Below are 26,683 nucleotides of genomic sequence, written 5' to 3' on the forward strand. Positions count from 1 at the left end.
CAGGATTGCGAGCGGCGACCGCCGTCGCCGCCTCCCGACAACAGGTAACAACGCCGCATGACCGAACTTGCCCGCCCCGTGTTCCACGGATTCGAACAACTGCCGCTGCGCGAGTACGCCGAACGCGCCTACCTCGACTACTCGATGTACGTGGTCCTGGACCGCGCCCTGCCGTTCATCGGCGACGGCCTGAAGCCAGTGCAGCGCCGCATCATCTATTCGATGAGCGAGCTGGGCCTGAATGCCGCGTCCAAGCCGAAGAAGTCCGCGCGCACCGTCGGTGACGTCATCGGTAAGTACCACCCGCACGGCGACAGCGCGTGCTACGAAGCGCTGGTGCTGATGGCCCAGCCGTTCTCGTACCGCTACCCGCTGATCGAGGGCCAGGGCAACTTCGGCTCCAGCGACGACCCGAAGTCGTTCGCGGCGATGCGTTATACCGAATCCAAGCTGACGCCAATCGCCGAAGTGCTGCTGGGCGAGCTGGGCCAGGGCACCACCGACTGGGCGCCGAACTTCGACGGCACCCTGCAGGAACCGACCTGGATGCCGGCGCGGCTGCCGCATCTGCTGCTGAACGGCACCACCGGCATCGCCGTCGGCATGGCCACCGACGTACCGCCGCACAATCTCAACGAGATCGTCAGCGCGCTGCTGCACCTGCTGGACAACCCCGATGCGACCGTGCGCGACCTGTGCGAGCACGTGCAGGGCCCGGACTACCCGTCCAGCGCCGAGATCATCACCGCCGCCAACGATCTGCGGAACATGTACGAGACCGGCAACGGCAGCGTGCGTGCACGTGCGACCTTCACCAAGGAAGCCAACAACATCGTGGTGACGGCGCTGCCGTTCCAGGTGTCGCCGTCGAAGGTGATCGAGCAGATCGCCGCCCAGATGCGCGCCAAGAAGCTGCCGTGGCTGGAAGACATCCGCGATGAATCCGACCACGCCAACCCAGTGCGCGTGGTGCTGGTGCCGCGTTCCAACCGCGTCGACGCCGAGCAGCTGATGGGCCACCTGTTCGCCACCACGGACCTGGAGCGCAGCTACCGCGTCAACCTCAACGTGATCGGGCTGGACGGCCGTCCGCAGGTGAAGAACCTGAAGATGCTGCTCAGCGAATGGCTGACCTTCCGCAGCAACACCGTCACCCGCCGCCTGCAGCACCGCCTGCAGAAGGTCGAGCGCCGCCTGCATCTGCTGGAAGGCCTGCTGGTCGCCTTCCTCAACCTGGACGAGGTGATCCACATCATCCGTACCGAGGACGAACCGAAGGCGGCGCTGATCGCGCGCTTCGGCCTGTCCGAGGAACAGGCCGAGTACATCCTGGAAACCAAGCTGAAGCAGCTGGCCCGCCTGGAGGAGATGAAGATCCGCGGCGAGCAGGACGAGCTGGCCAAGGAGCGCGAGAAGATCCTCGGCATCCTCGACAGCAAGGCCAAGCTGAAGAAGCTGATCCGCGACGAACTGACCGCCGACGCCAAGAAGTTCGGCGACGCCCGTCGCTCGCCGCTGGTGCAGCGCCAGGCGGCGCAGGCCATCGACGAGACCGAGCTGGTGCCGAGCGAGCCGATGACCGTGGTGCTGTCGGAGAAGGGCTGGATCCGTGCCGCCAAGGGACACGACGTCGATGCATCGGCCCTGTCCTACCGCGAAGGCGACGGACTGCAGGGCGCGGTGCGCGCGCGCAGCACCCAGCAGGTCGCGTTCCTCGACAGCGAGGGCCGCGCCTACTCGACGCCGGTGCACACCCTGCCCTCCGCGCGTGGCAATGGCGAACCGCTGACCGGCCGCTTCTCGCCGGCGCCGGGCACCAGCTTCGTGACCCTGGCCAGCGCCGAGCCGGACACCCGCTTCGTGCTGGCCTCCAGCCATGGTTACGGCTTCGTCACCCGCTTCGAGAACCTGATCGGCCGCAACAAGGCCGGCAAGGCGATGCTGAACCTGTCGGCCGGTTCGTCGGTGCTGACCCCGTCGGCAGTGGCCAACGTCGCCACCGACCGCATCGTGGCGGTGACCAGTTCGGGCAACCTGCTGGCGATCGCCGCCAACGACCTGCCGGAACTGGACAAGGGCAAGGGCAACAAGATCATCGAGATCCCGAAGGCCAAGCTCGCCACCGAACGCGTGGTCGCCATCGTCGCGATCAGCCCGGGGCAGACCCTGCAGGTACGCAGCGGTCAGCGCACGATGGGCCTGAAGTTCAACGAGCTCGACGCCTACCTCGGCGCCCGCGCCACCCGCGGCCACCTGCTGCCGCGCGGCTGGCAGAAGGTGGAAGGGTTGTCGGTGGAATGATGGGTAACGGGGTCGGATCCCTTTCCACGGGGAAGGGCTCTGACCCATCCGACATGGCGAGGGGTCAGATCCGTTTTCGTTGAAAAAGGATCTGACCCCGGACAAGAAAAAGCCGGGGATTCCCCGGCTTTTTCGTTTGTCGGCTGGCGGGCTGTGGAGCGGCTGGCTGGCGAAGGCTGGCGCGCGATGCTCCGGTGCTGGCGGGCGACAGAACTTTTGTAGAGTCGAGCCATGCTCGACTCGGGTCCAACAGCAGCCGAGCATGGCTCGGCTCTACATGAAACGAGGCAGCCGACCAGCGGTCGGCTCTACCGAAAAGAGCGGTGCCGGCTCAGTGCGCCGGGGCGCCGCTGCCGTCGATCTTGCTCAGCTGGTACAGCTCCAGGCCGATGCGCTTGATCAGGCCCAGCTGCTGTTCCAGCCACCAGGCGTGGTCTTCCTCGGTGTCCTTCAGCTGCGCCAGCAGGATGTCGCGGCTCACGTAGTCGCCCTTCTCCTCGCACAGCTTCATGCCGGCGGCCAGATTGTTCCGAACGGCGTATTCAGTATCGAGGTCCTTCTGCAGCATCTCTTCCACGGTCTTGCCGGGCTCGGTGGCATGCGGGCGCATGTCCGGGTCGCCGCCCAGGAACAGGATCCGGCGCAGCAGCGCATCGGCGTGCTGGGTCTCCTCTTCCATCTCGTGGTTCAGGCGTTCGTACAGCGCGAACAGGCCCTGGTCCTCGTAACGGCGGGAATGGATGAAGTACTGGTCGCGGGCAGCAAGCTCGCCGCGCAGCAGTTCCTTTAGGCAGGCGATGACGTCCGGGTTGCCTTTCATGGGGGGGGGCTCCTGTGAATCAATGTGACATAGGGTGCCGCATTTCAAATTACGGTGATCTAATCGGAATCAGTCGCAGTTGCGCCTGCGGCTACAATCGACCCACGAGTTCGGAAAGGACGTGCGATGCGACGTACATGGCGTTGGGTGCTGGGCGTGTTGATCGCCATCGTGCTGGTCACCGTCCTGGTGCTGTGGCTGCTGCTGCGCGGCAGCCTGGCCGACCTGGACGGCGAGCATCCGCTGCCGGGGCTGGCCAGGCCGGTCACGATCGAGCGCGATGCGCTGGGGGTGGTCACCATCACCGCCGGCAGCCAGGCCGACGCGATGCGTGCGTTGGGCCACGTGCACGCGCAGGAGCGTTATTTCGAGATGGACCTGATGCGCCGCAGCGCTGCAGGCGAGCTGTCGGCGCTGTTCGGCCCGAAGGCCATCGACGCCGACAAGCGCATGCGCGTACACCGGCTGCGCGCACGTACCGAGGCGAACCTGCAGACCGCACTGGGTGACAACGGCGAGGCCGTGCGTGCCTACGTGGACGGGGTCAACGAAGGCCTGGCCGATCTGTCCGTGCGGCCGTGGGCGTACCTGTTGCTGCGGCAATCGCCGCAGCCCTGGCAGGCCAGCGACAGCGTGTTGGCCGGGCTGGCCATGTATGCCGACCTGCAGGATCCGGGCAACCAGACCGAGCTTGCACTGAGCCGCATCCGCGCGGTGGTGCCGCCGGCGCTGTACGCGCTGATCGCCCACGACGGCACTGAATGGGATGCACCGCTGTTCGGCGAACCGACGGGCAACGCCACCCTGCCCGATGCCAGCCAGCTTGACCTGCGCACATTGAAGGGGAAACCCGGCACCGCGCAGGAAGAGGCGGACGCCGTCGGCAGCAACAACTTCGCGGTGGCCGGGGCACTTACCGCCGATGGCCGCGCGATCGTCGCCGACGACATGCACCTGGGCCTGCGCGCACCAGGCCTGTGGTTCCGCGTGCGCCTGCGCTACCCCGACCCGCAGGCTGCCGGCGGCCAGGTCGATGTCACCGGTTTCTCGCTGCCCGGCCTACCGGCGGTGATCGTGGGCAGCAACGGGCACGTGGCCTGGGGCTTCACCAACAGCTACATCGACACGGCGGACTACCGGACTGAACCGGCCAACGCCGCGGAGACCGTACATGAAGAACGCATCACCGTAGCCGGCCAGGCCGACGTGGTGTTCCCGGTGCGCGAAACCGCCTGGGGGCCGATCCTGCACACCCATGCCGATGGCAGCGGCGATGCGCTGCGCTGGGTCGCCCACCTGCCCGGAGCCGTGCGGCTGGACTTCGGTGACCTGGCCCGCGCCGGCGATCTGGACGCTGCCCTGCACTTCGCCGACCGCGCCGGCATCCCCGCGCAGAACCTGGTGGTCGGCGACCGCAGCGGACGCATCGCCTGGCGCCTGATCGGTGCCCGCCCGGACCGCGGCCCCGGCTGTGCACCGGCCGGCTTCACGGCCGCCAGCAACCAGGACTGCGCACCGTGGCCGATCCGCAGCGATGCCGCCCCGGCATTGATCGACCCACCCAACCATCGCCTGTGGACCGCCAACGGCCGCGTCCTCGACAGCGAGGCACTGGCCACTGTCGGCAACGGTGGTTATGACCTCGGCGCACGCGCGCGCCAGATCCGCGATCTGTTGGCGACCCAGGAGCGCTTCGACGAGCACGACCTGCTGGCGATCCAGCTCGATGACCGCGCTGTGTTCCTGCAGCGCTGGTGGGCGCTGCTGCACGACGTCATCGAAGGCAGTGACGACCCGGCGCTGAAGCGGCTGAAGGCGGTCAGCCATCAATGGGGCGGGCGCGCCTCAGCCAGTTCGGTGAGCTACCGAGTGGTGCGCGGGTTCCGCACCCACGTGATGGAGACGCTGTCCGAGGCCCTGCTGGCCCCGGCCAATGCGCAGCTGGGTGAGGACTATCTCGAACCGCGCCTGGCGCAGCTGGAAGGCGTGGTCTGGCCGATGCTGCAGCAGCGCCCGGCCCACCTGCTGCCACCGGCATTCAACAGCTGGGATGCCTTGCTGATCGACGCAGCACGGCGTACGGAAGCCGAACTCTCCAGGCAGGGTCCGCTGGCCAAGCGCAGCTGGGGCGAGCGCAACACTGCGGCGATCTGCCATCCCATCGCCCGTGCGTTGCCGGGCATCGCCCAGCGCTGGCTGTGCATGCCGGCCGACCGCCTGCCCGGCGACCGCGACATGCCACGCGTGCAGACGCCGAACTTCGGTGCCTCTGAACGCATGGTGGTTTCACCGGGCCACGAGGCCGACGGCATCGTGCACATGCCCGGCGGCCAGAGCGGTCATCCCCTCTCGCCGTACTGGGGCGCCGGCCACGAGGACTGGGTGCATGGGCGCCCGACGCCGTTCCTGCCGGGCAAGGCACAACATGTGATGACGCTGGTGCCTGCACCACAGGCGCCAGACTGAGGGAACCAGGCAGCCTGCCGGAAGTTCGCAATTGTTCCTAGAGACACGCTGAAGATTACGTCCTAGAGTTCAGGACTTCTCGATCATCCGAGCAGATCCATGTTGCAGACATCTCTGGAAGCTGCTGTACGCGACAGCATTCAAAGCCAATGTGCAAAGCTGCTGCAGCTTCGGCAGCTGTACAGGTCCGCGTGCACTTCTGTCTACGACACACGGGCACGCGAACAGCAGCCCAAGTCAAAGCTGATCGCCCCTGCAGTCAATGATCGGACCGAGCCAGAGGCCGCTGTCCATCGCCAAGCGGCCTTGGCAGACGCGATCCTCGGCGCAATGTCGTCGCTCATCGACTACTACGCGATGCTCTGTGCCATCCGCATCGGCGTTCCGGAAAGCAGGATAACCAGCGTGCATCATGACTGGATCCAACACCCCAGGCTCCAGTTGAATGGGAAAAATGCAGGCAAGGCCGATTTGCTACCTGCTTTGGAGGAGTTTTCGGCTGCGTACAAGCAAAGGTGGAAGGAAGACCAGCAGGATCGTCCCGATTTTTGGCTGGAACTCTATTCGGCATCCATCGAAGATCGACTGAAGACACTTGGCGTAGCGCTTGACCCTGAGCGCGAGGAGGGCCTGCCTGGGAGCCCGCTCAAGCAGCTGCGCACCTATTTCTATTACGTCCAGCCACTCATCAGCAACGCGATCAATGGAGAAGGACTGCGATTCAAGCTGTATTCGGAAATCAACAACGTCATCAAACACAACGTCAACCGCCCGCCGAGGTCAACATCGGAGACGTTTGATGCGGAGACGCGCTGGTACACGTACATCGAAATTCCACAGAGCAGCCGTCCCTTCCTCAGGGAGGGCGTGCTTCATAGGTTGCTTTCCATGGACTTCGATCAGCTCGGAGTCTGGCTTTCCGAACGCGAGCACTCGCGCCCACGTGCGTGTCCGATAGCACGGCAGCTTGGCATCGACGACAGAATCAGTCTTGACGCCGAGAACGGCATTACCAGCCCCGATCAGGCAACGCTGTATTTCTTCATTGACACCGTGCTCGTCGGAAAGCGTCGTGATGGCATTCTGATCGAGGCAGGCAAGACGCTCAGCAGTACTGCGGCGATGTTGTGCGACACCGTGTTGAACGGCTCAGCGATGGAATGCCAGCCGGCGCATTGCTGCGCCAGCTGACCCAGAATCCCACACCGTGCTGCAATGGTGTGGGGTACTTGATGACGCCGCCTGTCAGGCCAACGCCTGCTCATGCACGCCGGCAATCGCACGGCCGGACGGATCGGCCGCAGCGGCGAAACTGGCATCCCACGCGATCGCCGCGGGCGACGAGCAGGCGATCGACTTTCCGCCCGGCACCGTCTCGGCGGCCGCGCGGCTCGGGAAGAACTGCTCGAACAGGTGGCGATAGTAGTACGCCTCCTTGGTCTGCGGCGGGTTGTGCGGGAAGCGCTTGTCGGCGGCCGCCAGCACGCGGTCGCTCACCTGTGCTTCGGCATGCGCCTTCAGCCCGTCGATCCAACCGTAGCCGACGCCATCGCTGAACTGCTCCTTCTGCCGCCACAGGATGCTGTCGGGCAGATAGCCATCGAACGCCTCGCGCAGCACCGCCTTCTCGATGCGACGGCCACCGAACCCGGCACCGACCATCTTGTGCGCAGCATCGAAGCGCATCGCCACGTCGAGGAATTCACGATCGAGGAACGGCACGCGCGGCTCCACGCCCCAGGCCATCATCGACTTGTTGGCACGCAGGCAATCGTAGTTGTGCAGGGCGTCGAGCTTGCGCACCAGCTCGTCGTGGAATTCGCGCGCGTCCGGCGCCTTGTGGAAGTACAGGTAGCCGCCGAAGATCTCGTCGCTGCCCTCGCCGGACAGCACCATTTTCACGCCCATCGCCTTGATCCGCCGCGCCAGCAGGAACATCGGCGTCGACGCGCGGATGGTGGTGACGTCGTAGGTTTCGATGTGGCGGATCACTTCCGGCAGCGCATCCAGGCCTTCCTCGAAGGTGTACTCGAAGCCGTGATGGACGGTGCCCAGTGCCTCGGCGGCGACCGCAGCGGCGGCCAGGTCGGGCGAGCCCTTCAGCCCGATCGCGAACGAGTGCAGGCGCGGCCACCAGGCTTCGGTCTGGCCCCCGTCTTCGATACGGCCACGCGCATAGCGTGCAGCCACCGCAGCCACCAGCGATGAATCGAGGCCACCGGACAGCAGCACGCCGTACGGCACGTCGCTCATCAGCTGGCGCTCCACCGCGTGCTCGAAAGCTTGGCGCAGTTCGGCCAGGTCGGCTTGGCGGCCCTGCACGTCGGCGTAGTCGCGCCACGGCTGCTGGTAGTAGCGCACCAGCTCGCCGCTGGCACTGTCGAAATAGTGGCCCGGCGGGAACTGCGCGACATCGGCACAGGTATCCGCCAGCGCCTTCATCTCCGACGCCACGCGCAGGCGTCCCTGCGCATCATGGCCCCAGTACAGCGGGACCACGCCCACGGGATCGCGCGCCACCAGCACGCGGCCACTGGCACGGTCCCACAGCGCGAACGCGAAGATGCCGTTGAGCTGCTCCAGCCACTGCGCCGGCGATCCCCCCTGGCGATACAGCGCGTTGATCACTTCGCAGTCCGAGCCGGTCTGGAAGTCGTAGGCGGTGGTCAGCGCGGCCTTCAACGCCTGGTGGTTGTAGATCTCGCCGTTCACCGCCAGCGCCAGCTGGCCATCGGCCGACAGCAGCGGTTGCGAACCGCCGGCCGGATCGACGATGGCCAGCCGCTCGTGGACCAGCAAGGCGCCTTCGTCGAGGTACACGCCGCTCCAATCAGGGCCACGGTGGCGCTGGCGCTGCGACAGTTCCAGCGCGTGACGGCGCAGGGCGGGAAGATCGTCACCGGCCTGCAGGCCGAAGATTCCGAAGATCGAACACATGGTGGAGCTCCTGTTGGGGGATTTCACTGAGGAAGGGGTGTTCGACCGGCCATCCAGGCCCGGGCGGGGCTGCGCCCGGGCACAAAAAAACCCGCATCGGCTGATGCGGGTTTTCTGGTGTCCGGGCGTGTGTTGCTGTCTATCTACCCAGGGCGCAGTCCCGCATCGGCCGCGCGCGATTATTCGCACGCAGATTATTGCGGTTGTTGTTGACGGCGGTGGCCAGGCGGATCGACATGGCATCGACCCTACCCCGGTTTCCGGTGCGGCGCAACAGTTGCGTCGGCAACCACAGGTGGAGCGCATAATGGCCAGCCCTGAAATGTGTAACTGGAATGCAACACCGCACTGGATGCACCGCCACACCGGCCGCCCTGCTCTGCCTCGGCATCGCCGCCTGCCAGACCCTGCCTCCACCCTCCACGCTGCCGCAGTCCGAGCAGCAGGCTCTGGAACAGCGCGGCAGCGATGGCAGCTTCAAGGGGGCCTTTGATACCGCAGAAACCTTCGAGCGCTTCAACGATCCACGCGCGGTCACGTACTACGAGCGCGCCGCTGCGGTCACGCCCTGGACCTTCCACAACACCAAGGCGGAAGAGGCGCTGGGTCGGATCTGGACCTCCGGCACGCTGCGGCACGCCGACAGCCCCCATATCGACCCTGCACCGGTGCTGCGTGCTTCGTGGCGACGCGGCGAGCGCGCCTACCTGGCCGCGGCAAACCACGGCAATCCCTACGCCTTCCATGAACTGGCCACTGCCTATCGCCAGCACGGCGACGCACAGCAGGCACTGCGCTGGGACCTGCGCGCGATGATCTACCAGCGCTATCCCAGCCGTTCCTCGCGACTGCCGGATGCGCTAGCCGCCCAGGGCGATGCCGTGCATCCGCTGGTTGCGCATATCCAGCGCCGAGCAGCGCGTGGCGATGCCGAGGCCCAGGTGGACCTGGGCGCGTTGCTGGAACGCGGCGTGGGCCTGCCGCGCGATCCGGCGCATGCGCTGCAGCTGTACCAGTGCGCCGGTGAAAAGGGCAATGTGTTCGGCCAGTACTTCGCCGGGCTGCTGCTGGGCCGCAGTGCGCCGGGCGTGGAGAAGGACACCGAGGCGGCGGCACGCTGGTTCGCCCGAGCCGAGGCGCAACGCTTCTACATGGCGGCGCCGAGCTATTGGCAGAAGGCGGTCGAGCCGCCGTTCTTCCTTTTCTCGGAATAGGGCCGGGCTGCCGTTCTGTAGAGCCGAGCCATGCTCGGCTGCTTCTGCCGGTAGACATCAGCCGAGCATGGCTCGGCTCTACAGGAGGGCGTGCCGACCAACGGTCGGCACCCACCATTCTCACCCCACCGTCCTCACACCAGCAGCCGTTCCACCAGCCGCTGGTACAGCCCGGGCAGTGCTTCCAGTTCATCCACGCGCACGTTCTCGTCCACCTGGTGGATGCTGGCGTTGACCGGGCCTACTTCGATGCACTGCGCGCCCAACGGTGCGATGAAGCGCGCATCGGAGGTACCGCCGCCGGTGCTCTCTTCCGGCGCACGGCCGACGTGCTCGGCCAGCACTGCCCGCGCGGCGGCGCGCAGGGTGCCTTCCGGCGTGTAGAACGGTTCGCCGCTGCGATGCCACTTCAGCGTGTGCTGCAGGCCGTGGCTGTCCAGTAGTGCAGTGATCTCCGCTTCCAGCTTCGGCGCGTCCCAGTGCGGGTTGTAGCGGATGTTGAAATCCACTTCCAGCTCGCCCGGGATCACGTTGTTGGCACCGGTGCCGGCATGGATGTTGGAGATCTGCAGGCTGGTCGGCGGGAAGCTCTCGTAGCCGTCGTCCCAGCGTCGCGCACTCAGTTCGGCCAGTGCCGGCGCCGCCTGGTGGATCGGGTTGCGCGCCTTTTCCGGGTACGCCACATGACCCTGTACGCCCTGCACGCGCAGCTTGGCGGACAGGCTCCCGCGGCGGCCCACGCGCAGCAGGTCGCCCAGCGTCGCGGTCGACGACGGCTCACCGGTGATGCACCAGTCGATGCGCTGTCCGCGTGCGGCGAACAGGCGTGCAACGTGGCGCACGCCATCGATGGCGTCGCCTTCCTCGTCGCTGGTCAGCAGCACCGCCAGCGTGCCGGCGTGATCGGGATGGGCGGCAACGAACTGCTCTGCGGCAACCACGAACGCGGCCACGCTGCCCTTCATGTCGGCAGTGCCGCGGCCATACAGCACGCCGTCTCGGATCGTCGGCGTGAACGGATCGCTGGTCCAGGCCTCGCGCGGGCCGGTGGGCACCACATCGGTGTGGCCCAGCAGCACCAGCACCGGCGCCCCGCTGCCGTGGGTCGCCCACAGGTTGTCGACCTCGCCCAGGCGCAGGTGATCGCAGTGGAACCCGGCCTGCTTCAGGCGTGCGGCCAGCAGCGCCTGGCAGCCGGCATCATCGGGCGTCACCGAGGGCCGTGCGATCAGCTCGCAGGTCAGGTCGAGAACGGCACTCATGCGCCGCCCACGCCGAAGCGTGCCTTGAAGCCGTTGTCACTGAAGCCCTGGCTGACCGTGCCATCGGCGGTGACCACCAGCGGGCGCTTGATCAGCTGCGGGTACTCGCGCAGCAGCAGCTTCCATTCGGCATCGGACTCGGCCGCCTTGCGGCTGTCCGGCAGCTGCCGCCAGGTGGTGGAGGACTTGTTGACCATCGCCGCCAGCCCGCCCAGCTGCGCGGCCCATTCCAGCAGCGTTTCCGGGCTGGGCGTGTTGTCGCGGTAGTCGACGAAGCTGTACGGCACGCCGAAGCGGTCCAGCCACTTGGTCGCCTTCTTGCAGGTATCGCAGTTCTTCAAACCGTAGACAGTGGTGCTCATGGCCATCTGTGATGCTGGAAAACAGGCGGCCAGAATCTCACAACAGACGCTCGGACACGACCCGGAACGGCACCCTCGGCAAGCGGAAGGCCAGGCCCGATTCAAGCGCCACGCCCATCGCCTGCAGGCGCGGGCAGTGCAGTTCGCCCGACAGGCGCAGCGGCTGCAAGGTGTCGACGGCCACCGGCAGGGCAATGCGGGTACTGGCCCAGCGGTGGTCGCAGGTGCGGGCGATGGCCTCGTCCTGGCAGGTCAGGAAGCGCAGCAGGGCAGCCTGGTCACCGAAGGCAGCCGACCACCCGGCCGCGCTCCCCCCTGCGGCAGCCTGCCAGTGCAGATGCAACGCCGGCGCACTGCCCTGCCCGCTCTCGATCAATGTGTGGCCCGCGCCATCAGCGTCAAGGACATGCTCGAAGCGGGCGGACAGATGGGGCTGCATGGCATCACTGAAGGCACGCGCGCCGGCCACGAAGGCCAGCTGATCCATCACGTTGCGATCGAACAGCACCCTCGGCGTGCCTTGCGGATCATCATCACGGCGCAGGTACCAGCGCCAGTTGCTCTGCTGCGGCGACGGCATCAGCGCGCGCAGCGGCCCGGCCAGCGCGGGCCCGAAATGGCCGTGGCGATAGCTGAGGATGGTGTAAGGCGTGCGCCCGGCATGCACCACGTAGTGATGGCCCGGCGGTGGTGGCGGTGCGTGACGTACATCGACCCACCAGCTCGCATAGACCACGTCGCGTACATCGCTGACCAGCGCCGGCATCGGCCAGCGCTGCGACAGCGCGCGACGCAGCCGGCTCCAGCGGGATGCATGCAGCAGGCGCGGCAGCATCCGCCCGAATGCGTTGTCGGACGGATGCCGGTAGATCGCGGACTGCGCCAGGTCCTCCGGCGCTGTCACTTTCAGTCGGCCAGGCCGCGCAGCAGGTCGTTGACGCTGGTCTTGCTGCGGGTCTTGGCATCGACCTGCTTGACGATCACCGCGCAATACAGCGAGTGGGTACCGTCCTTGCTCGGCAGCGAGCCGGACACCACCACGCTGTACGGCGGGATGTAGCCGTAGCTGATCTCGCCGGTGGCGCGGTTGTAGATGCGGGTGCTCTGGCTGAGGAACACGCCCATGCCGATCACGCTGTGGTGGCCGACCACCACGCCTTCCACCACTTCCGAACGCGCGCCGATGAAGCAGTGGTCTTCAATGATGGTCGGGCTGGCCTGCAGCGGTTCCAGCACGCCGCCAATGCCGGCGCCGCCGGACAGGTGGCAGTGCTGGCCGATCTGCGCGCAGGAACCGACGGTGGCCCAGGTATCGACCATGGTGCCTTCGCCGACATAGGCGCCGATATTGGTGAAGCTCGGCATCAGCACCACGTCCTTGCCGAAGTACGTACCGCGGCGGGCAATCGCGCCCGGCACCACGCGCACGCCACCACGGCGGAACTTCGCTTCGTCATAACCGGCAAAACGCGATTCGACCTTGTCCCAGAACGGCGCCGGGCGCGCATCGACCACCGCCATGTCATTGACGCGGAAGTACAGCAGCACCGCCTTCTTCAGCCACTCGTTGACCTTCCAGCCACCGTGGCCGTCCGGTTCGGCAACGCGGAATTCGCCGCTTTCCAGGCCATCGATCACACGGTTGACCAGCGGTTTGGTCGAGCCTTCCAGTTCGTGCAGGGTCAGCGTGGCGCGGCGCTCGAAAGCACTTTCGATGCCGAACTTAAGTTCTTCCACGCCCGGCGCGGCCGGCTTGCGCAGCGACTTGCGGGCGATGGTTTCGGCGCGTGCGGCGTCTGCACTCTTGGCCGGGGCCTTCTTCGGCGCCGCCCCCTTCTTCGCCGGGGCCTTCACCGCTGCGGCTTTCTTCGGCGCAGCCGCCTTCTTCGCGGCCGGCACGGCGGCAGTTTTCCTGGCCGCTGCGCTCTTGGCGGTGGCAGCAGTCTTCTTCACGGGCTTGGTGGCCATCAGGCGGGGTCTCCGGCGTTTCGATCAGGGTCCAGGCAGGCCAGCATCGCGTCATGCAGCTGCTGCCGGGCAGGTTCAGTCAGGGGGAGGTCGTGTTCGTCACTGATCACGAAGGTGTCTTCGGCGCGTTCGCCGAACGTGGCAATGCGCGCATCATGCACGCGCAGGCCCTGGTTGCGCAGCACGAACGCCACGTCGGCCAGCAGGCCGGGGCGGTCGGGTGCGACCAGGGCAAATCGGGTTGCGCCCGGTTCATCGCGGAACTCGATGCGGGGGGCGAAACGGAAATGGCGCAGCTGGCGTGGCACCACCCGACGCGACGGGCGCAGGCGCGCCAGGTCACCGCTGAGTGCCTCGCGCAGCGCGGCCTCCAGGTTGGCGCTGCTGCCATCGGCGAAGCTGTCGGCCGGGTTCACTTCGAAGGTATCGAAAATGGTGTCGGCCGGACCATCCAGCACGCGCGCGCGATGAATGCCGTAGCCCTTGCGGTCCAGGGTCATCACGATGGCGGCGAACAGGCCGTCGCGGTCCGGCGAATGCACGAACACCTCCAGTGCCGGATCGTCGACACTGATGCGGCGCACCTTCACCAGCGCCTGGCCCTGCTTCACCGGCACCAGCGCAGCGGCCTGCCAGGCCAGCTGTTCCGGGCGCAGGCGGATGAAGCCTTCATCGGGCATCACGGCGAACTGGCGGTCGATGGTGGCATCGTCGTACCCCTGCTCGCGCACCAGCGCACGCACGCTGTCACGCGCCTCGGCCACGCGCTCGGCGGCCGGCACCGGGTGCTCAAGGCCTTCACGCAGCGCGCGCCGGGTCGCGAAATACAGGTCGGCCAGCAGGCGGTCCTTCCACGCGTTCCACAGCTTCGGGCTGGTGCCGGCGATGTCGGCGCAGGTCAGCAGGTACAGGTAGTCCAGGCGGTCGCGACTGCCGACCAGGGTGGCGAAGCGATGGATCACCACCGGGTCCGCAATGTCCTGCTTCTGCGCGGTCACCGACATGCGCAGGTGCTGTTCGACCAGCCACGCCACCAGTTCGGTGTCGGACGTACTCAGCGCATGCGCCTGGCAGAACGCGCGCGCGTCCACCGCGCCCAGTTCGGAATGGTCACCTCCGCGGCCCTTGGCAATGTCATGGAACAGGCCCGCCAGCAGCAGCAGCTCGGGCTTGCGCAGGCGCGGCCACACTTCATGCGCGATCGAGAAGCGCTCATCGGCACGGCTGCTGGCGAACAGGCCGATATTGCGCAGGACCATCAGCGTGTGCTGGTCGACGGTATAGACATGGAACAGGTCGAACTGCATGCGCCCGCTGACCTGGGCGAATGCCGGAATCCACTGACCGAGCACGCCCAGCCGCGCCATGCGCGAAAGCGTATCGACCGGGCGCTGACCACGCAGCAAGGCCAGGAACTGCTCGCGCGCGTCGGCGTCGGCCTGTTCGTAGGCCGGCAGCAGCGGCAGCGATTCGGCCAGCGCGCGCGCGGTCAGCGAATGCAGCCCGCGTACCTGCGGATTGTTGGCCCAGCTGGAGAACAGCGCGAACACCTGGCCGATATCACCGCGCGGCCAGTCGGCATCATTGGCCGCCAGATAGCCGCGTCGCAGGGAAAAACCCACGGTCAGCGGTTCCGGCTGCGCCTCGCCATCGAACTGTTCCTCGAAGCGCTGCAGCAGGCGGTCACTGATCCGACGCACCACCAGCGCGGCGCGGTAGAAGCCCTGCATCATTTTCTCGACACCGAGATTCTCGGCATCGTCTTCGAAGCCCAGGCGCGCGGCCAGGGTCTTCTGGTAATCGAAGCGCAACCGTTCTTCGGGGCGTCGCGCCACCAGGTGCAGGCCGAAGCGCAGCCGCGCCAGCACTGCACGTTCGCGCTTCAACGCGGCGGCTTCGTCGGCACCGAGATGGCCCAGCCCGACCAGCGCTTCCAGGTCGCGTACACCGAACGCGCGCAGCGCCATCCAGCCCAGCGTATTGAGATCGCGCAGGCCACCGGGGCCATCCTTCAGATCCGGTTCCAGGTTGTCGGCGGTGTCGCCGAAACGCTGGTGGCGGTTGCGCAGCTCTTCCAGCTTGGCAAGGAAAAAGGTGCGTGCCGGCCACAGCTCACGGTCGTCGATGGCCTCGCGCAGCGCACGGCGGGCAGCGTCATCGGACAGGATCGGGCGCGCTTCGATCAGCGCGGTCAGCACGGTCTGGTCGGCGGCGGCCTCGCGGCACTGCGCAGCACTGCGCACCGCATGGCTGACCGCAAGCCCGCAGTCCCACAGCAGCGCGAAGAGGCGCGCCAATGCCGCTTCGTGCGCCAACTGTGCCGGCGGGTCGCCGAACACCAGCAGGTCGATGTCCGAGCGCGGGAACAGTTCACCGCGCCCATAGCCGCCCACCGCAAACAGCGACAGGCCGCTGTCGGCCGGCAGGCAGCGCTGCCAGGCCAGGCGGATCAGATGGTCGGCGGCACGCGCGCGCAGCGCCAGCAGGCGCTCGATGTTGTCGCCCTGGTCGAAGCGACGGTACAGGCGCGCGTCGGCCTGCTGCAGCGCCTGGCGCGCGGCAGCAGCCCAGTCCGGGTCGTTGAGCGACGCGGCCGGCGTGTCCAGCAGCGAACTCGCCGGCAACATCCTCAGGAGACCTGCGACTCGCCCGGCGACAGCGTCAGCACGTCGACGCCGGTCTCGGTGACCGCGATCATGTGCTCCCACTGCGCCGACAGCTTGCGGTCCTTGGTCACCACGGTCCAGCCATCCGGCAGCACCTTGTTGTACCGGGTGCCCTCGTTGATCATCGGCTCGATGGTGAAGGTCATGCCCGGCTGCAGCACCAGGCCCTGGCCCGGGCGGCCGTAATGCACCACCTGCGGCTCGTCGTGGTAGACCTTGCCGATGCCGTGGCCGCAGTACTCGCGCACCACGCTGAAACGCTCGCCTTCGGCGTAGCTCTGGATGGCATGGCCGATGTCGCCCAGGGTGGCGCCCGGACGCACCGCACGGATGCCGCGCCACATGGCTTCGTACGTGGTTTCCACCAGGCGGCGGGCCATCACCGACGGCGTGCCGACGAAGTACATGCGGCTGGTGTCGCCGTGCCAGCCGTCCTTGATGACGGTGACGTCGATATTGATGATGTCGCCATCCTTGAGCACCTTCCCTTCGCTGGGGATGCCGTGGCAGATGACGTTGTTGACCGAAGTACACACGGTCTTGGGGAAGCCGCGGTAGCCGACGTTGGCCGGAATCGCGCCCTGCACGTTCACGATGTGGTCGTGGCAGATGCGGTCCAGCTCCTCGGTGGTGACACCGGGCTTGACGTGGGGGGTGACGATGTCGAGCACTTCGCTGGCCAGGCGGCCGGCGATGCGCATCATCTCGATTTCCTGCGGGGTTTTCAGATTCACGCTCATGGCGCCCATTATCGCCGATCCGGCTGCAATCTGAACGAACGCCACCCAACTGGCGATCCGGGGCATGCACGGTTCCGGCAAGGAACGCCAAAGCGTGACGACCTCCCCCCTTTCGCCTGCCTATTTATCACGGATTACAGACACTTAGCCGCACAAGCTGGCGCCGACCGTCGTCAAAAGCGGCCCCGAACGTGCCGCCTTCGCGTTGTTCAACAGACCTTCGGGTCAGGGAGGTTGTCCATGCGATCCACGCTCCGCTCACCGCTCGCCTGGTCCTTGGCCGGGCTGTTGCTGGCCGGCCCCGCGCTGGCCGCCGACACCACCACCTTCAACGTCACTCTGGTGGTCACCAAGGCCTGCACGATCACCGCAGCGGCCGCCACCAACGTCGACTTCGGCACGGCGGCCTCGACCACCGCGACCCCCACCCTGGGCCAGGGCACGGTGACCGCCCAGTGCTCGGCGCTGACCCCGTACACCATTTCACTGAACGCGGGCGCCAACGCCAGCACCGCCAACGACGTCACCACCCGCCGCATGAAGAACACCAATGCCGCGGTGACCGCCAACAACTACGTCGGCTACCAGCTCTACCAGGACGCCGCACACACCCTGGTCTGGGGGGCCACCTCAGGCACCAACACCCAGGCTGGTATCGGCACAGGCCTGGCCGTGCCCTACATCGTCTACGGCCAGATCCTGAACCTGAGCACCAACAACCCGGCCACCGGTAACTACCTGGATACGGTCACCGCCACGATCACGTATTGATGGAGCACGCCCGCATGGCCGGACCCCGCCCGTGGCGCGCCACCGGCGTGGCGCTGCTCGCCCTCTGCCTGCTGGCCGCCGCCGCTGCCGGTGCCACCAGCCTCCAGGTCGCCCCCACCAGCCTCCAGCTGGAGGCCCGCCAGCGCGCCGGCGAACTGTGGCTGACCAACAGTGGTACGTCGCCGGTCCGCCTGCAGGTGCGGGTGTTCCGCTGGGTGCAGCAGGAGGGCCAGGAGCAGCTGCTGCCCACCGATGAACTGCTGGCCACCCCGCCGATGCAGGAACTGGCCGCCGGCCAGCAACAACTGGTACGCGTGATGCGACCGAACCATGAACCGCCTGCCACACAGCAGTACTACCGGCTGATCGTCGACGAAGTGCCGGATCTGGCGACCCGTGCCAACGGCATGCAGTTCGTGCTGCGCTATTCGATTCCGGTGTTCGTGCAACCCTTGGGCGGCAAGCTGGCGCCGCGCCTGCACGCCAGCCTGGTCCGGCTGGAGGATGGCCGCAACGGCGTGGAGGTGGCCAACACCGGCAACAGCTACGCGCAGATTGCCGATCTCGCCCTGGGCAGCGCCCAGCGTCCACGCATCGTGCACCCCGGCCTGCTGGGATATGTACTGCCCGGGCAGGTGATGCGCTGGCCGATCAAGCGCACGGCCATCGACCGCGACAACGACCAGATCACGGCCAAGCTCAATGGCGAGTCGGAACAGACGCCGCTGTCGCCACCACCGGCTCGCTGAGGCGTTGATGGGCGCGCTGTGGGCTGCCCTGGCTCCTGCGGCGACCGAGGCCGCCGAGGTGTCCGGCATGGCCGCTGCCGGGGCTGCAGATGTCTCCGGGGTGTCGGCCGATGCGATCCTGCCCCCCCCCACGCCCCTGACCGCCAGCCAGACGCTGTACCTGGACGTCTCGCTCAACAGCACGCCGCGCGGCCTGCTGCCGTTCACCGAAAACCGTGGCCGGCTGCAGGCCAGTCCGGACGTGCTGCGCCAGCTCGGCTTCAGCGCCCGCGGCGAAGCGCTGGTGTATCTGGACCAGATCAGCGGGGCCGTTGTGCGCTACGACGCGCATATGCAGACCCTGGCGCTGGACGTGCCGCTGGACCAGCTGACTCTGCCGACCACCGTGCTGAGCCAACCGCCGACCCGCGCGCCGGCTGGCAGCGCCTCGTCCGGCCTGCTGCTCAACTACGATGTGTATGGCAGCCGGGTGGACACGCTCGGCAACCTCAACTTCAGCTCGGAACTGCGCCTGTTCGGGATCGGCAACGGCACCGTCGAAAACACCGCGATCAGCCGCCGCTACCAGCAACCGGGTGACCGCCGCTGGCGTGGCGAGAGCGTGCGCCTGGACACCCGCTGGAGCCTGGATTTCCCCGACCGGGCGATGACCCTGGACGTGGGCGATTTCTACAGCGGTTTCGTCGACTGGACCCGGCCCGTGCGAATGGGTGGCCTGCAGATCGGCCGCAACTACGGCCTGCAGCCTTACCGCGTATTGACCCCTACGCCCAGCTTCCTCGGCCAGGCGGTGGTGCCGTCCACCGTTGAGCTGTACGTCGATGGCCTGCGCCAGTACAGCGGCCAGGTGCCGGTCGGCCCGTTCCAGCTGGCGGCACAACCCGGCATCAGCGGCACCGGCAGTGCACAGGTGGTGGTGACCGATGCGTTCGGGCGCATGCAGACGCTGGATTTCAGTTTCTATGGCACCCAGCAGCTGCTGGCCAAGGGCCTGTCGGACTGGTCGGTCGGCATTGGCCGCCTGCGTGAGGATTTCGGCCAGCGCTCGTTCGCCTACGACGATCGCACCGTGGCCAGTGGCAGCTGGCGCGGCGGCGTCAGCGACACCTTTACCGGTGAAGCGCATGCCGAAGGCGGTGGGGGCCTGGCCCAGGCCGGCATCGGCGGCTGGTGGCTGCTCGGTGGTGCGGGCGTGTTCAATGCCGCCTATGCACACAGCGACCATCACGGCCTGCAGGGCGGGCAATGGGCACTGGGCTACAGCTGGAACAACCGCCGACTCAACTTCAACCTGCGCAGCGTGCGCAGCCATGGCGATTACCGCGACCTGGGCGCACTGCAGGGCAACCTGCCTCCGAGCATCAGCGAACAGGCCACGGTCGGCGCCGATCTGCTGCGGCTGGGCACGCTCAGTGCCAGCTACCTGCGCCTGCGCTATCCCGATGGCGAGGACAACCGCTACGCCAGCCTGTTCTGGTCGCGCACCTGGAGCCAGCGCTGGTCGGCCTATCTGTCGGTGAACCAGAACCTGGACAAGAGCGATGATCGCAGCATCTACCTGTCGGTCACCGCCAGCCTGGGAAACAACCGCCAGGCCAGCCTGTCCAGCCAACGCAATGGCGACAGCCAGAGCTGGGTGGCTGATGTGACCCAGCCGGTGCCCGGCGACGGCAGCGCCGGTGGTGTCGGTTGGCGCGCGCAGGTCCGCCATGGCGAGGATGGCAATGGCGGCCTGGCCGAAGTCGGCGTCCTCAGTGACGTCGGTCGCTACTCCTTCGGCGCCTCGCGCCAGGGCGGCCTGAACTATGCCTACGCCAGTGCCAGTGGCAGCCTGGTGTGGATGGGCGGGCATGCCTTCGCCACCCGCGAGGTCTCCGACGCATTCGCGGTGATCAGCACCAATGGCGTCGGCGGCGTGCCGGTACGGCTGGAGAACCGGCTGATCGGCGTGACCGACGACCGCGGCCTGCTCCTGGTCAGCCCGCTGCTGTCCTGGCAGCGCAACCGGGTCTCGATCGACACCCTGGACCTGCCCGAGGACATGCGCGCCGACCGCATCGAAGACTGGGTGACCCCACGCCAGCGCGCCGGCACGCGGGTGACCTTCGAACTGCGCTCGCGGCCCTCGCTGAGCTTGACCCTGCAGGGCATGGACGGGCAACCGCTGGAGGTCGGCAGCGAGGTGCAGCTGCCGGACGGTCGCCAGGTGCTGGTGGGCTATGACGGCCTGCTGTACCTGGAAGACGTCGCCGCCGGCAGCGTCCTGTACATCACCACCAGCCGCGGCCAGTGCCGGGTGAAAGTGCCGGACCTGCCCAAGGTGGTGGCCGCCGGTGCACGACCGAAACCGGCAACACTGCAGTGTATTCCGGAGGTGGCGCCATGAAGGTGCTGCTGCTTGGGTTGCTGTTGATCGCCTGCCTGCTGGCGGCGGCGGCACCAGCACGTGCCGTCGCGGTGTGCACCGCCGTTGCCGACCCGACGCTGCCGTTTGGCAACGTCAACAGCAATGCCCCCGGTGCAAGCACCGGCACGCTCAACATCACGGTGAGCTGCACCACGGCCGCGCTGAGCGTGCTGGCCACTACCGGCGTTCGGGTCTGCGTGGGCATCGGCGCCGGCAGCGGCGGCGGCAGCAGCTCCACCTGGCGGACGATGAAGACCAGCACCAGCGACAGCATGAACTTCCAGCTTTACAACACCTCCAACTTCAGCCAAGTGACGGGGTTGAGCCCGCGCGGCTTGCCGCCGGCGCAGGAGTTGACCTTGACCTACAACGTGCCCCTGACCGGCGGCAGCGGCACGCAGGCCACCCAGCTGTTCGCGCAGATTCCGGCCAACCAGGTGCTGGCCTCCGGCGCTTACAGCAGCACCTTCAGTGGCGCGAACGTGGTGCTGACCTGGGCCTGGAACGAAGTACTGCTCGGCACCGCTACCGTGCCGGCCACCTGCGACGGCGGCGGCACCGGCACCAACAGCGCCAGTGCCGCCTTCAGCTTCACTGCTACCGCCAACGTATTGCCGCAGTGCGGCAGCTATGTCACCACCCCCATGACCTTCGGCAACGTCACCGGCGGCATCCCCACCAACATCGACCAGACCGCGACGTTGACCCTGACCTGCCTGAAGAACACCGCCTACCAGGTCAGCCTCAACAACGGCCAGAACAACCCCACCGCCACCAGCACGCGGCGCATGGCCACCACCATCGGCGGCAGCACCTATTACCTCACCTACGAGCTGTACCGCGATTCCACGCGTACCCAGCGCTGGGGCAACACGCTGACCGTGGATACCGCCAGCGGTACCGGCACCGGCAGCGCGCAGCAGCTGACGATCTACGGACGCGTGCCGCCGGTTACCGGCCAACCGCCGGCCGGTACCTACAACGACGTGGTGCAGGTGACGATCACTTACTGACCTGCGTGCCGACCAACGGCCGGCACGCACCACGGCGGGGGCGGTAGATCCACGCCATGCGTGGTCGCGCGCTTCACGCCTGCGCCGGGACCAGTCGACTGACAGTCGACGCTACAGTTCCTGCCGTTCCAGCCGATACCGCGCAGCGAGTCCTGACGCAGGGTGGTTGGCTGGTGGTTCGCGCACTTCTTATCGGGGCGATGCTGGTCGCCAGCACGCCCGCATGGGCTGAACCCAGTCCCACACCGCTGCAGATCCGGCTGACCGTAGTGGAAGCATGCAGCGATGCCCCCGGCAGCACCCACTGCCCCGCCCCCCACCAGCGCAGCGACGCACCGCAACTGCCTCCACAGGTCCGCGAACTCGCGCCTCCCGCCGACGACGAAGACCCGACGTCCACAGTGACCGTCATCTACTGATGCGGTCACTTCCAACCCTGCTGGCGATGCTGCTGGCGTTCCCTGCCGCAGCACTGGACCTGTTGCCGACCACACTGCAACTGCCCGCCGAAGGTGGCCAGGGCGAATTGTGGCTCTACAACCCCGGTCCCGGCCGCTGGCAGGGTCGGGTGCAGATCCTGGCGTGGGAACAGCGGATCGACGCCGAAGTGCTGCGCCCCACCGACCAGGTCCTCGCCAGCCCCACCCAGCTCGACATCCCGCCCGGTATCCGCCAGCGGATCTGGCTGCTACCCGGCCGGCCCGGACCCGTCTCCGGCGAACAGGCCTATCGGATCGTGCTGGAGCCCCGCCAGGCTGGCCTGCCACGCTACTCGCTGCCGCTGTTCCGCGGCCAGGCCGCGCCGCAGGCACAGCCGCGCGTACAGGCTCGGATCGACGCCGACGCGTCGCAGCCCTACCTGCGATTGAGCAATGCCGGGCCGCTGCACGCCCGCCTGCACGACCTGGTGTTCGTTGCCGGCGATGGCCAGCGCACCCTGCTGCTCCCGGGCCTGGCCGGTTATCTGCTGGCCGGCCGCGAGCGCCGCTGGGTGCTGCCGGCCCCGCCGGACAGCTACCATGGCGGGCGTTTCCACGCCCATCTGCAGGATGGCCGCGAGGTCGACCTGACCACGCCGGACCCCGCCATTGCAGCCAGTGCGCCGAGCCGGCTATAATCGACCGGATTCCTGCGCAAGCGTGCGCGGGAACCCGTCCACACCGGACGTCACCGGTGAATCCACACCTGCTGCCCCCATCCGTGCCGGGGTGCTCCGCAAGGAGTTCGGCCACGGAGGCAACAGGGAAGCCCAACCCCGGAACCGATCGCGCTTCCAAGCGCCCGCACACCCAATCCCGCGGGCGGAATCGCTGGTTCCATATCAGGAGTATTGCAATGCCCCAGGTCACCATGCGTCAGATGCTGGAAGCCGGCGTCCACTTCGGCCACCAGACCCGCTACTGGAACCCCAAGATGGCTCCGTACATCTTCGGCGCCCGCGGCAAGATCCACATCATCAACCTGGAAAAGACCGTCCCGCTGTTCAACGACGCGATGAACTTCATCTCGTCGGTGGCCCAGAAGCGCGGCACCGTCCTGTTCCTGGGCACCAAGCGCAGCGCCCGCGAAACCATCAAGGAAGAAGCCGAGCGTTGCGGCATGCCGTTCATGAACCAGCGTTGGCTGGGCGGCACCCTGACCAACTTCCGTACCGTCAAGCAGTCGGTTGCCCGCCTGAAGGAACTGGAAGCCGGTGAAACCGACGGCACCTTCGAGAAGCTGGTCAAGCACGAAGTGCTGGGCCTGCGTCGCGAGCGCGACAAGCTGGAAGCCTCGCTGGGCGGCATCAAGGACATGAACCGCCTGCCGGACGCCATCTTCGTGATCGACATCGGCCACGAAGACATCGCGATCAAGGAAGCCAAGAAGCTGGGCATCCCGGTCATCGCCGTGGTCGACACCAACTACAACCCGGAACTGGTTGATTACGCAATCCCGGGCAACGACGACGCCATCCGCGCTGTGCAGCTGTACGCCCGCGCCGCTGCCGACGCCGTGCTGGAAGGCAAGGCTGCTGCTCCGCACGCCGCTTCGGTGCGCGAAGAAGAGTTCGCTGAAGCCGCTGCCGAAGGCGAAGAGAAGCCGGCCCGCCGCGCTCCGGCCAAGAAGGCTGCCAAGAAGGGCGACGACGCCCAGGCCTGATCCAGGCCCCGGGGTGGACGCCCGGCGTCCACCCTCCCTGCACGCAGCCCTTGGCGCGTGCCAGGACTGTGTCACACGGGCCGGCCACCATGCCGGCCCTACCCCTTTCTTTCGTGAGGTAATCCCGTGGAAATCACTGCTTCCCTGGTCAAGGAACTGCGCGAGCGCACCGGCGCCGGCATGATGGAATGCAAGAAGGCGCTCACCGAAGCCAACGGCGACATCGACGCTGCTGCCGAAGCCATGCGCAAGTCCGGCGCCGCCAAGGCCGACAAGAAGGCTGACCGCGTGGCCGCCGAAGGCCGTCTGGGCCTGGCCCAGGACGGCGGCAAGGCCGTGCTGGTCGAAGTCAACTCGGAAACCGACTTCGTCGCCAACGACGACAACTTCAAGTCCTTCGTCAACGCCGTCGCCGCTGCCGCCCTGGCCTCGGGCGCCAGCGACGTCGAAGCCGTGAAGGCTGCCAAGCTGGCCGATGGCCGCACCGTTGAAGAAGCCCGCGCCACCGCCGTGCAGACCCTGGGTGAGAACATCCAGATCCGTCGCATGGTGAAGGTTGACGGCAACAACACCATCGGCGCTTACGTCCACACCAACGGCAAGGTTGGCGTGCTGGTCGACCTGGTCGGCGGCGACGTCGAGCTGGCCCGCGGCCTGGCGATGCACGTGGCTGCTCTGAAGCCGCCGCACAACAAGGCTGCGGACGTCCCGGCCGAGTTCGTCGAGAAGGAAAAGGAAATCGAGCTGGCCAAGATGTCCGAAAAGGACAAGGCCAAGCCGGCCGAGATCCTGGAAAAGATCATCAGCGGCAAGATCAACAAGATCGTCAGCGACGTGACCCTGTACGGCCAGACCTACGTACTGGGCGACACCACCGTCGAGCAGGTGGTCAAGGCCGCTGGCGCCGACGTGGCTGGCTTCCAGCTGCTGATCGTCGGCGAAGGCATCGAGAAGGTGGTGGAAGACTACGCCGCCGAAGTTGCCAAGGCGATGCAGGTCTGATTACAGCCTTCCGGCTGTGAAACGACAAGAAGGAGCCGCGGGAAACCGCGGCTCTTTTTTTGTGCCCGGTGGAATGGGAGGTCCGTGCTCCAGCTTTAGGCGCCCCCGCCTTCTGTGGGTGCGCACCGCTGGTGCGCACACCTGCACCTTTGCGTTGCGCGCGAATCAAGCCGATACTCGGCACAGGGAATCAACAGTCATTTAGCAGGAACGAAAATCGCGGACTGTGATGCATTCCTAGGTATTCTTGACCCAATGGAATTGAACGACCCGACATGCCTCCCGAGCTGACAGCTGCCCTGGCGCTCTGCCGCAACCTGCCTTCGCCACCCGGTATTGCCCTGCGCATCATCGAACTGGCACAGGACCCGGAAGCGGACATCGCCACCGCCGCCGACATCATCGCCATCGACATGGCGCTGAGTGCTCGCATGCTGCGCATCGCCAATTCGCCGCTGTACGCCAGCCGTCGCCGGATCGAAAACCTCGGCCAGGCACTGACCATGCTGGGCCTGAATGCCACCATCAGCCTGGCCCTTGGCTTCACCGTCACCGACGGCCTGACCGGCAACAGCGGCGCTGGCCATGACCTGCGCCAACGCGCCTGGAAGCGCAGCATTCTCAGCGCCCTGGCCGCCAGCCAGCTGGGCCAGGCCCGCGGCCTGCGCCGGCTGGAAGAACTGATGCTGGCCGGCCTGCTGCAGGATCTGGGCGTGCTGTGCCTGGCCCAGGCCGAATCGGAGCGCTACCTGCCGCTGTTGCGCGAAGCGCGCGACAACATCGACCTGGTCGCGCGCGAGCGCGACGAACTGGGCTGCAGCCACGCCGAGGTGGGCGCATGGGTGGCCGAGCAGTGGGGCCTGCCGCGCTACCTGGTGGAAAGCATCAGCCACAGCGAGGATGACGACGCTGCCGAATCGCCCTTCCAGGCTTGCGTGCAGCTGTCCGGCGCAGTGGCCGACATCTGGCTGGACGACGACGCCGATGCTGCCCGCGAGCGCGCCCTGCAGCAGGTGCATGACCGACTGGAGCTCGACAGCGCCCGTTTCGACCAGGTCCTGGCCCGCATCAGCGAGGCGCTGCCGGATATCGCCAGCCTGTTCGAGGCCGGCCTGAACTCGCCGTTGCGCGTGCGCGAGCTGATCGACCACGCGCAGGAGCTGGCGACCCTGCGCAACCTGCGCGAGCTGCAGGATGCCGACCAGGCGCGTCGCCGCGCCGACGAATTCGAAGCCCGGGCCAAGCGCCTGGCCGACCAGGCCCATCGTGATGCCCTCACCGGCGTACTCAACCGCCGCCAGCTGGAGGCCGTGCTGGAACAGGAATTCCTGCGCGCCGGCCGCCAGGGCTGGCCGCTGTCGGTGGCGTTCATCGACCTGGACGATTTCAAGAAGATCAATGACGCCCACGGCCACCTGACCGGCGACGAGGTGCTGCGCGCCTTCGCCGGCAAGCTGCAGGGCCAGCTGCGAAACAGCGACACAGTGGCCCGCTTCGGCGGCGAGGAGTTCGTCGCGCTGCTGCCCAACACCAGCGAAACGGTGGCGCTGGACGTGATCCGCCGGGTACTGGCCAACATCGTCGCCACGCCGATGGCCGAACTGGAAGGCGGCCCGCTGTTCGTCACCTTCTCCGCCGGCGTGGCCACCCAGGGCGGCTACGAACGCTTCGCCGACGTGCAGGACCTGCTGCGCGCCGCAGACGACGTGCTGTACCGCTCCAAGAACCTGGGCCGCAACCGGGTGATCGCGCGCTCCCCGGGCGCCCTCGGCCACGACGAGCTGTCAGCGACCGCCGGCGCCGAGCTGGGCTGAACGGGAAGCCCCGGCTGACCGGGGCGCACGCCAGGATTTTGCGCCGCAG

20 protein-coding genes are annotated in these 26,683 nt (G+C 67.2%); 12 read left to right on the forward strand and 8 right to left on the reverse strand.

Going from position 1 to position 26,683, the window contains the following annotated elements; all coding sequences use genetic code 11:
- Positions 1-57 precede the first annotated feature (57 nt).
- Positions 58-2,301 (forward strand): DNA topoisomerase IV subunit A, encoded by a 2,244-nt coding sequence (gene parC, locus AC5P8Z_RS02685; RefSeq protein ID WP_286071446.1) that lies wholly within the window; start codon positions 58-60, stop codon positions 2,299-2,301.
- 331 nt (positions 2,302-2,632) lie between these two features.
- On the opposite strand, the gene bfr is transcribed toward parC, so the two are convergent.
- Positions 2,633-3,121, reverse strand: coding sequence for a bacterioferritin (gene bfr, locus AC5P8Z_RS02690; RefSeq protein WP_005415872.1), 489 nt, complete (start codon positions 3,119-3,121; stop codon positions 2,633-2,635).
- Between the two features lie 126 nt (positions 3,122-3,247).
- Between bfr and AC5P8Z_RS02695 the strand changes: the two genes are divergently transcribed.
- Positions 3,248-5,587, forward strand: coding sequence for a penicillin acylase family protein (locus tag AC5P8Z_RS02695; protein WP_495228006.1), 2,340 nt, complete (start codon positions 3,248-3,250; stop codon positions 5,585-5,587).
- Between the two features lie 99 nt (positions 5,588-5,686).
- On the forward strand, positions 5,687-6,778 hold the full coding sequence (locus tag AC5P8Z_RS02700; protein WP_495228008.1) for a hypothetical protein: 1,092 nt from the start codon (positions 5,687-5,689) through the stop codon (positions 6,776-6,778).
- Between the two features lie 54 nt (positions 6,779-6,832).
- On the opposite strand, the gene asnB is transcribed toward AC5P8Z_RS02700, so the two are convergent.
- Complete coding sequence (asnB, locus tag AC5P8Z_RS02705) at positions 6,833-8,524, reverse strand: asparagine synthase B (protein ID WP_286071443.1); 1,692 nt, start codon at positions 8,522-8,524, stop codon at positions 6,833-6,835.
- Positions 8,525-8,859: 335 nt separating this feature from the next.
- On the opposite strand from asnB, the gene AC5P8Z_RS02710 reads away from it, so the two are divergent.
- Positions 8,860-9,738: a tetratricopeptide repeat protein gene (locus AC5P8Z_RS02710; RefSeq protein ID WP_495228009.1), complete on the forward strand. Its 879-nt coding sequence runs from the start codon at positions 8,860-8,862 to the stop codon at positions 9,736-9,738.
- Between the two features lie 134 nt (positions 9,739-9,872).
- Here AC5P8Z_RS02710 and dapE read toward each other — a convergent pair whose 3' ends face one another.
- The 6 genes from dapE to map are packed head-to-tail and all read right to left on the reverse strand — an operon-like array spanning position 9,873 to position 16,802.
- Complete coding sequence (gene dapE / locus AC5P8Z_RS02715; RefSeq protein ID WP_286071441.1) at positions 9,873-11,000, reverse strand: succinyl-diaminopimelate desuccinylase; 1,128 nt, start codon at positions 10,998-11,000, stop codon at positions 9,873-9,875.
- Positions 10,997-11,368 (reverse strand): arsenate reductase, encoded by a 372-nt coding sequence (locus AC5P8Z_RS02720; RefSeq protein ID WP_286071440.1) that lies wholly within the window; start codon positions 11,366-11,368, stop codon positions 10,997-10,999. Before AC5P8Z_RS02720 ends, dapE begins: the two co-directional genes overlap by 4 nt.
- 31 nt (positions 11,369-11,399) lie before the next feature.
- Positions 11,400-12,266 (reverse strand): hypothetical protein, encoded by an 867-nt coding sequence (locus AC5P8Z_RS02725; protein WP_286071439.1) that lies wholly within the window; start codon positions 12,264-12,266, stop codon positions 11,400-11,402.
- A gap of 2 nt (positions 12,267-12,268) precedes the next feature.
- On the reverse strand, positions 12,269-13,330 hold the full coding sequence (dapD, locus tag AC5P8Z_RS02730) for a 2,3,4,5-tetrahydropyridine-2,6-dicarboxylate N-succinyltransferase (RefSeq protein ID WP_295565652.1): 1,062 nt from the start codon (positions 13,328-13,330) through the stop codon (positions 12,269-12,271).
- Positions 13,330-15,939 carry a [protein-PII] uridylyltransferase gene (locus AC5P8Z_RS02735; protein WP_495228312.1) on the reverse strand — a complete coding sequence of 870 codons (2,610 nt, stop codon included), beginning with the start codon at positions 15,937-15,939 and terminating at the stop codon, positions 13,330-13,332. Before AC5P8Z_RS02735 ends, dapD begins: the two co-directional genes overlap by 1 nt.
- Positions 15,940-15,959: 20 nt before the next feature.
- Complete coding sequence (map, locus tag AC5P8Z_RS02740) at positions 15,960-16,802, reverse strand: type I methionyl aminopeptidase (RefSeq protein ID WP_005408754.1); 843 nt, start codon at positions 16,800-16,802, stop codon at positions 15,960-15,962.
- A gap of 174 nt (positions 16,803-16,976) precedes the next feature.
- Between map and AC5P8Z_RS02745 the strand changes: the two genes are divergently transcribed.
- The 8 genes from AC5P8Z_RS02745 to AC5P8Z_RS02780 all read left to right on the forward strand — a co-directional run bounded on the left by AC5P8Z_RS02745 (position 16,977) and on the right by AC5P8Z_RS02780 (position 26,634).
- Positions 16,977-17,507: a Csu type fimbrial protein gene (locus AC5P8Z_RS02745; RefSeq protein ID WP_286071436.1), complete on the forward strand. Its 531-nt coding sequence runs from the start codon at positions 16,977-16,979 to the stop codon at positions 17,505-17,507.
- The gene (locus AC5P8Z_RS02750; protein ID WP_495228012.1) at positions 17,507-18,256 is read left to right on the forward strand and encodes a fimbrial biogenesis chaperone; all 750 of its coding nucleotides are present in this window, start codon (positions 17,507-17,509) and stop codon (positions 18,254-18,256) included. Before AC5P8Z_RS02745 ends, AC5P8Z_RS02750 begins: the two co-directional genes overlap by 1 nt.
- Before the next feature lie 7 nt (positions 18,257-18,263).
- Positions 18,264-20,642, forward strand: a complete 2,379-nt coding sequence (locus AC5P8Z_RS02755; protein WP_495228014.1) for a fimbria/pilus outer membrane usher protein — start codon at positions 18,264-18,266, stop codon at positions 20,640-20,642.
- Positions 20,639-21,676: a Csu type fimbrial protein gene (locus tag AC5P8Z_RS02760; protein ID WP_495228015.1), complete on the forward strand. Its 1,038-nt coding sequence runs from the start codon at positions 20,639-20,641 to the stop codon at positions 21,674-21,676. The genes AC5P8Z_RS02755 and AC5P8Z_RS02760 overlap by 4 nt, the downstream gene beginning before the upstream one ends.
- 418 nt (positions 21,677-22,094) lie before the next feature.
- Complete coding sequence (locus tag AC5P8Z_RS02765) at positions 22,095-22,793, forward strand: fimbrial biogenesis chaperone (RefSeq protein WP_286071432.1); 699 nt, start codon at positions 22,095-22,097, stop codon at positions 22,791-22,793.
- Between the two features lie 218 nt (positions 22,794-23,011).
- The gene (gene rpsB / locus AC5P8Z_RS02770) at positions 23,012-23,818 is read left to right on the forward strand and encodes a 30S ribosomal protein S2 (protein WP_005408748.1); all 807 of its coding nucleotides are present in this window, start codon (positions 23,012-23,014) and stop codon (positions 23,816-23,818) included.
- A gap of 126 nt (positions 23,819-23,944) precedes the next feature.
- Positions 23,945-24,820: a translation elongation factor Ts gene (gene tsf / locus AC5P8Z_RS02775; RefSeq protein ID WP_099551341.1), complete on the forward strand. Its 876-nt coding sequence runs from the start codon at positions 23,945-23,947 to the stop codon at positions 24,818-24,820.
- 275 nt (positions 24,821-25,095) lie between these two features.
- Positions 25,096-26,634 carry a sensor domain-containing diguanylate cyclase gene (locus tag AC5P8Z_RS02780; protein ID WP_286071431.1) on the forward strand — a complete coding sequence of 513 codons (1,539 nt, stop codon included), beginning with the start codon at positions 25,096-25,098 and terminating at the stop codon, positions 26,632-26,634.
- Positions 26,635-26,683: the final 49 nt, after the last annotated feature.

The sequence above is a fragment of the Stenotrophomonas sp. YJH_SMC_17 genome, assembly GCF_059371655.1.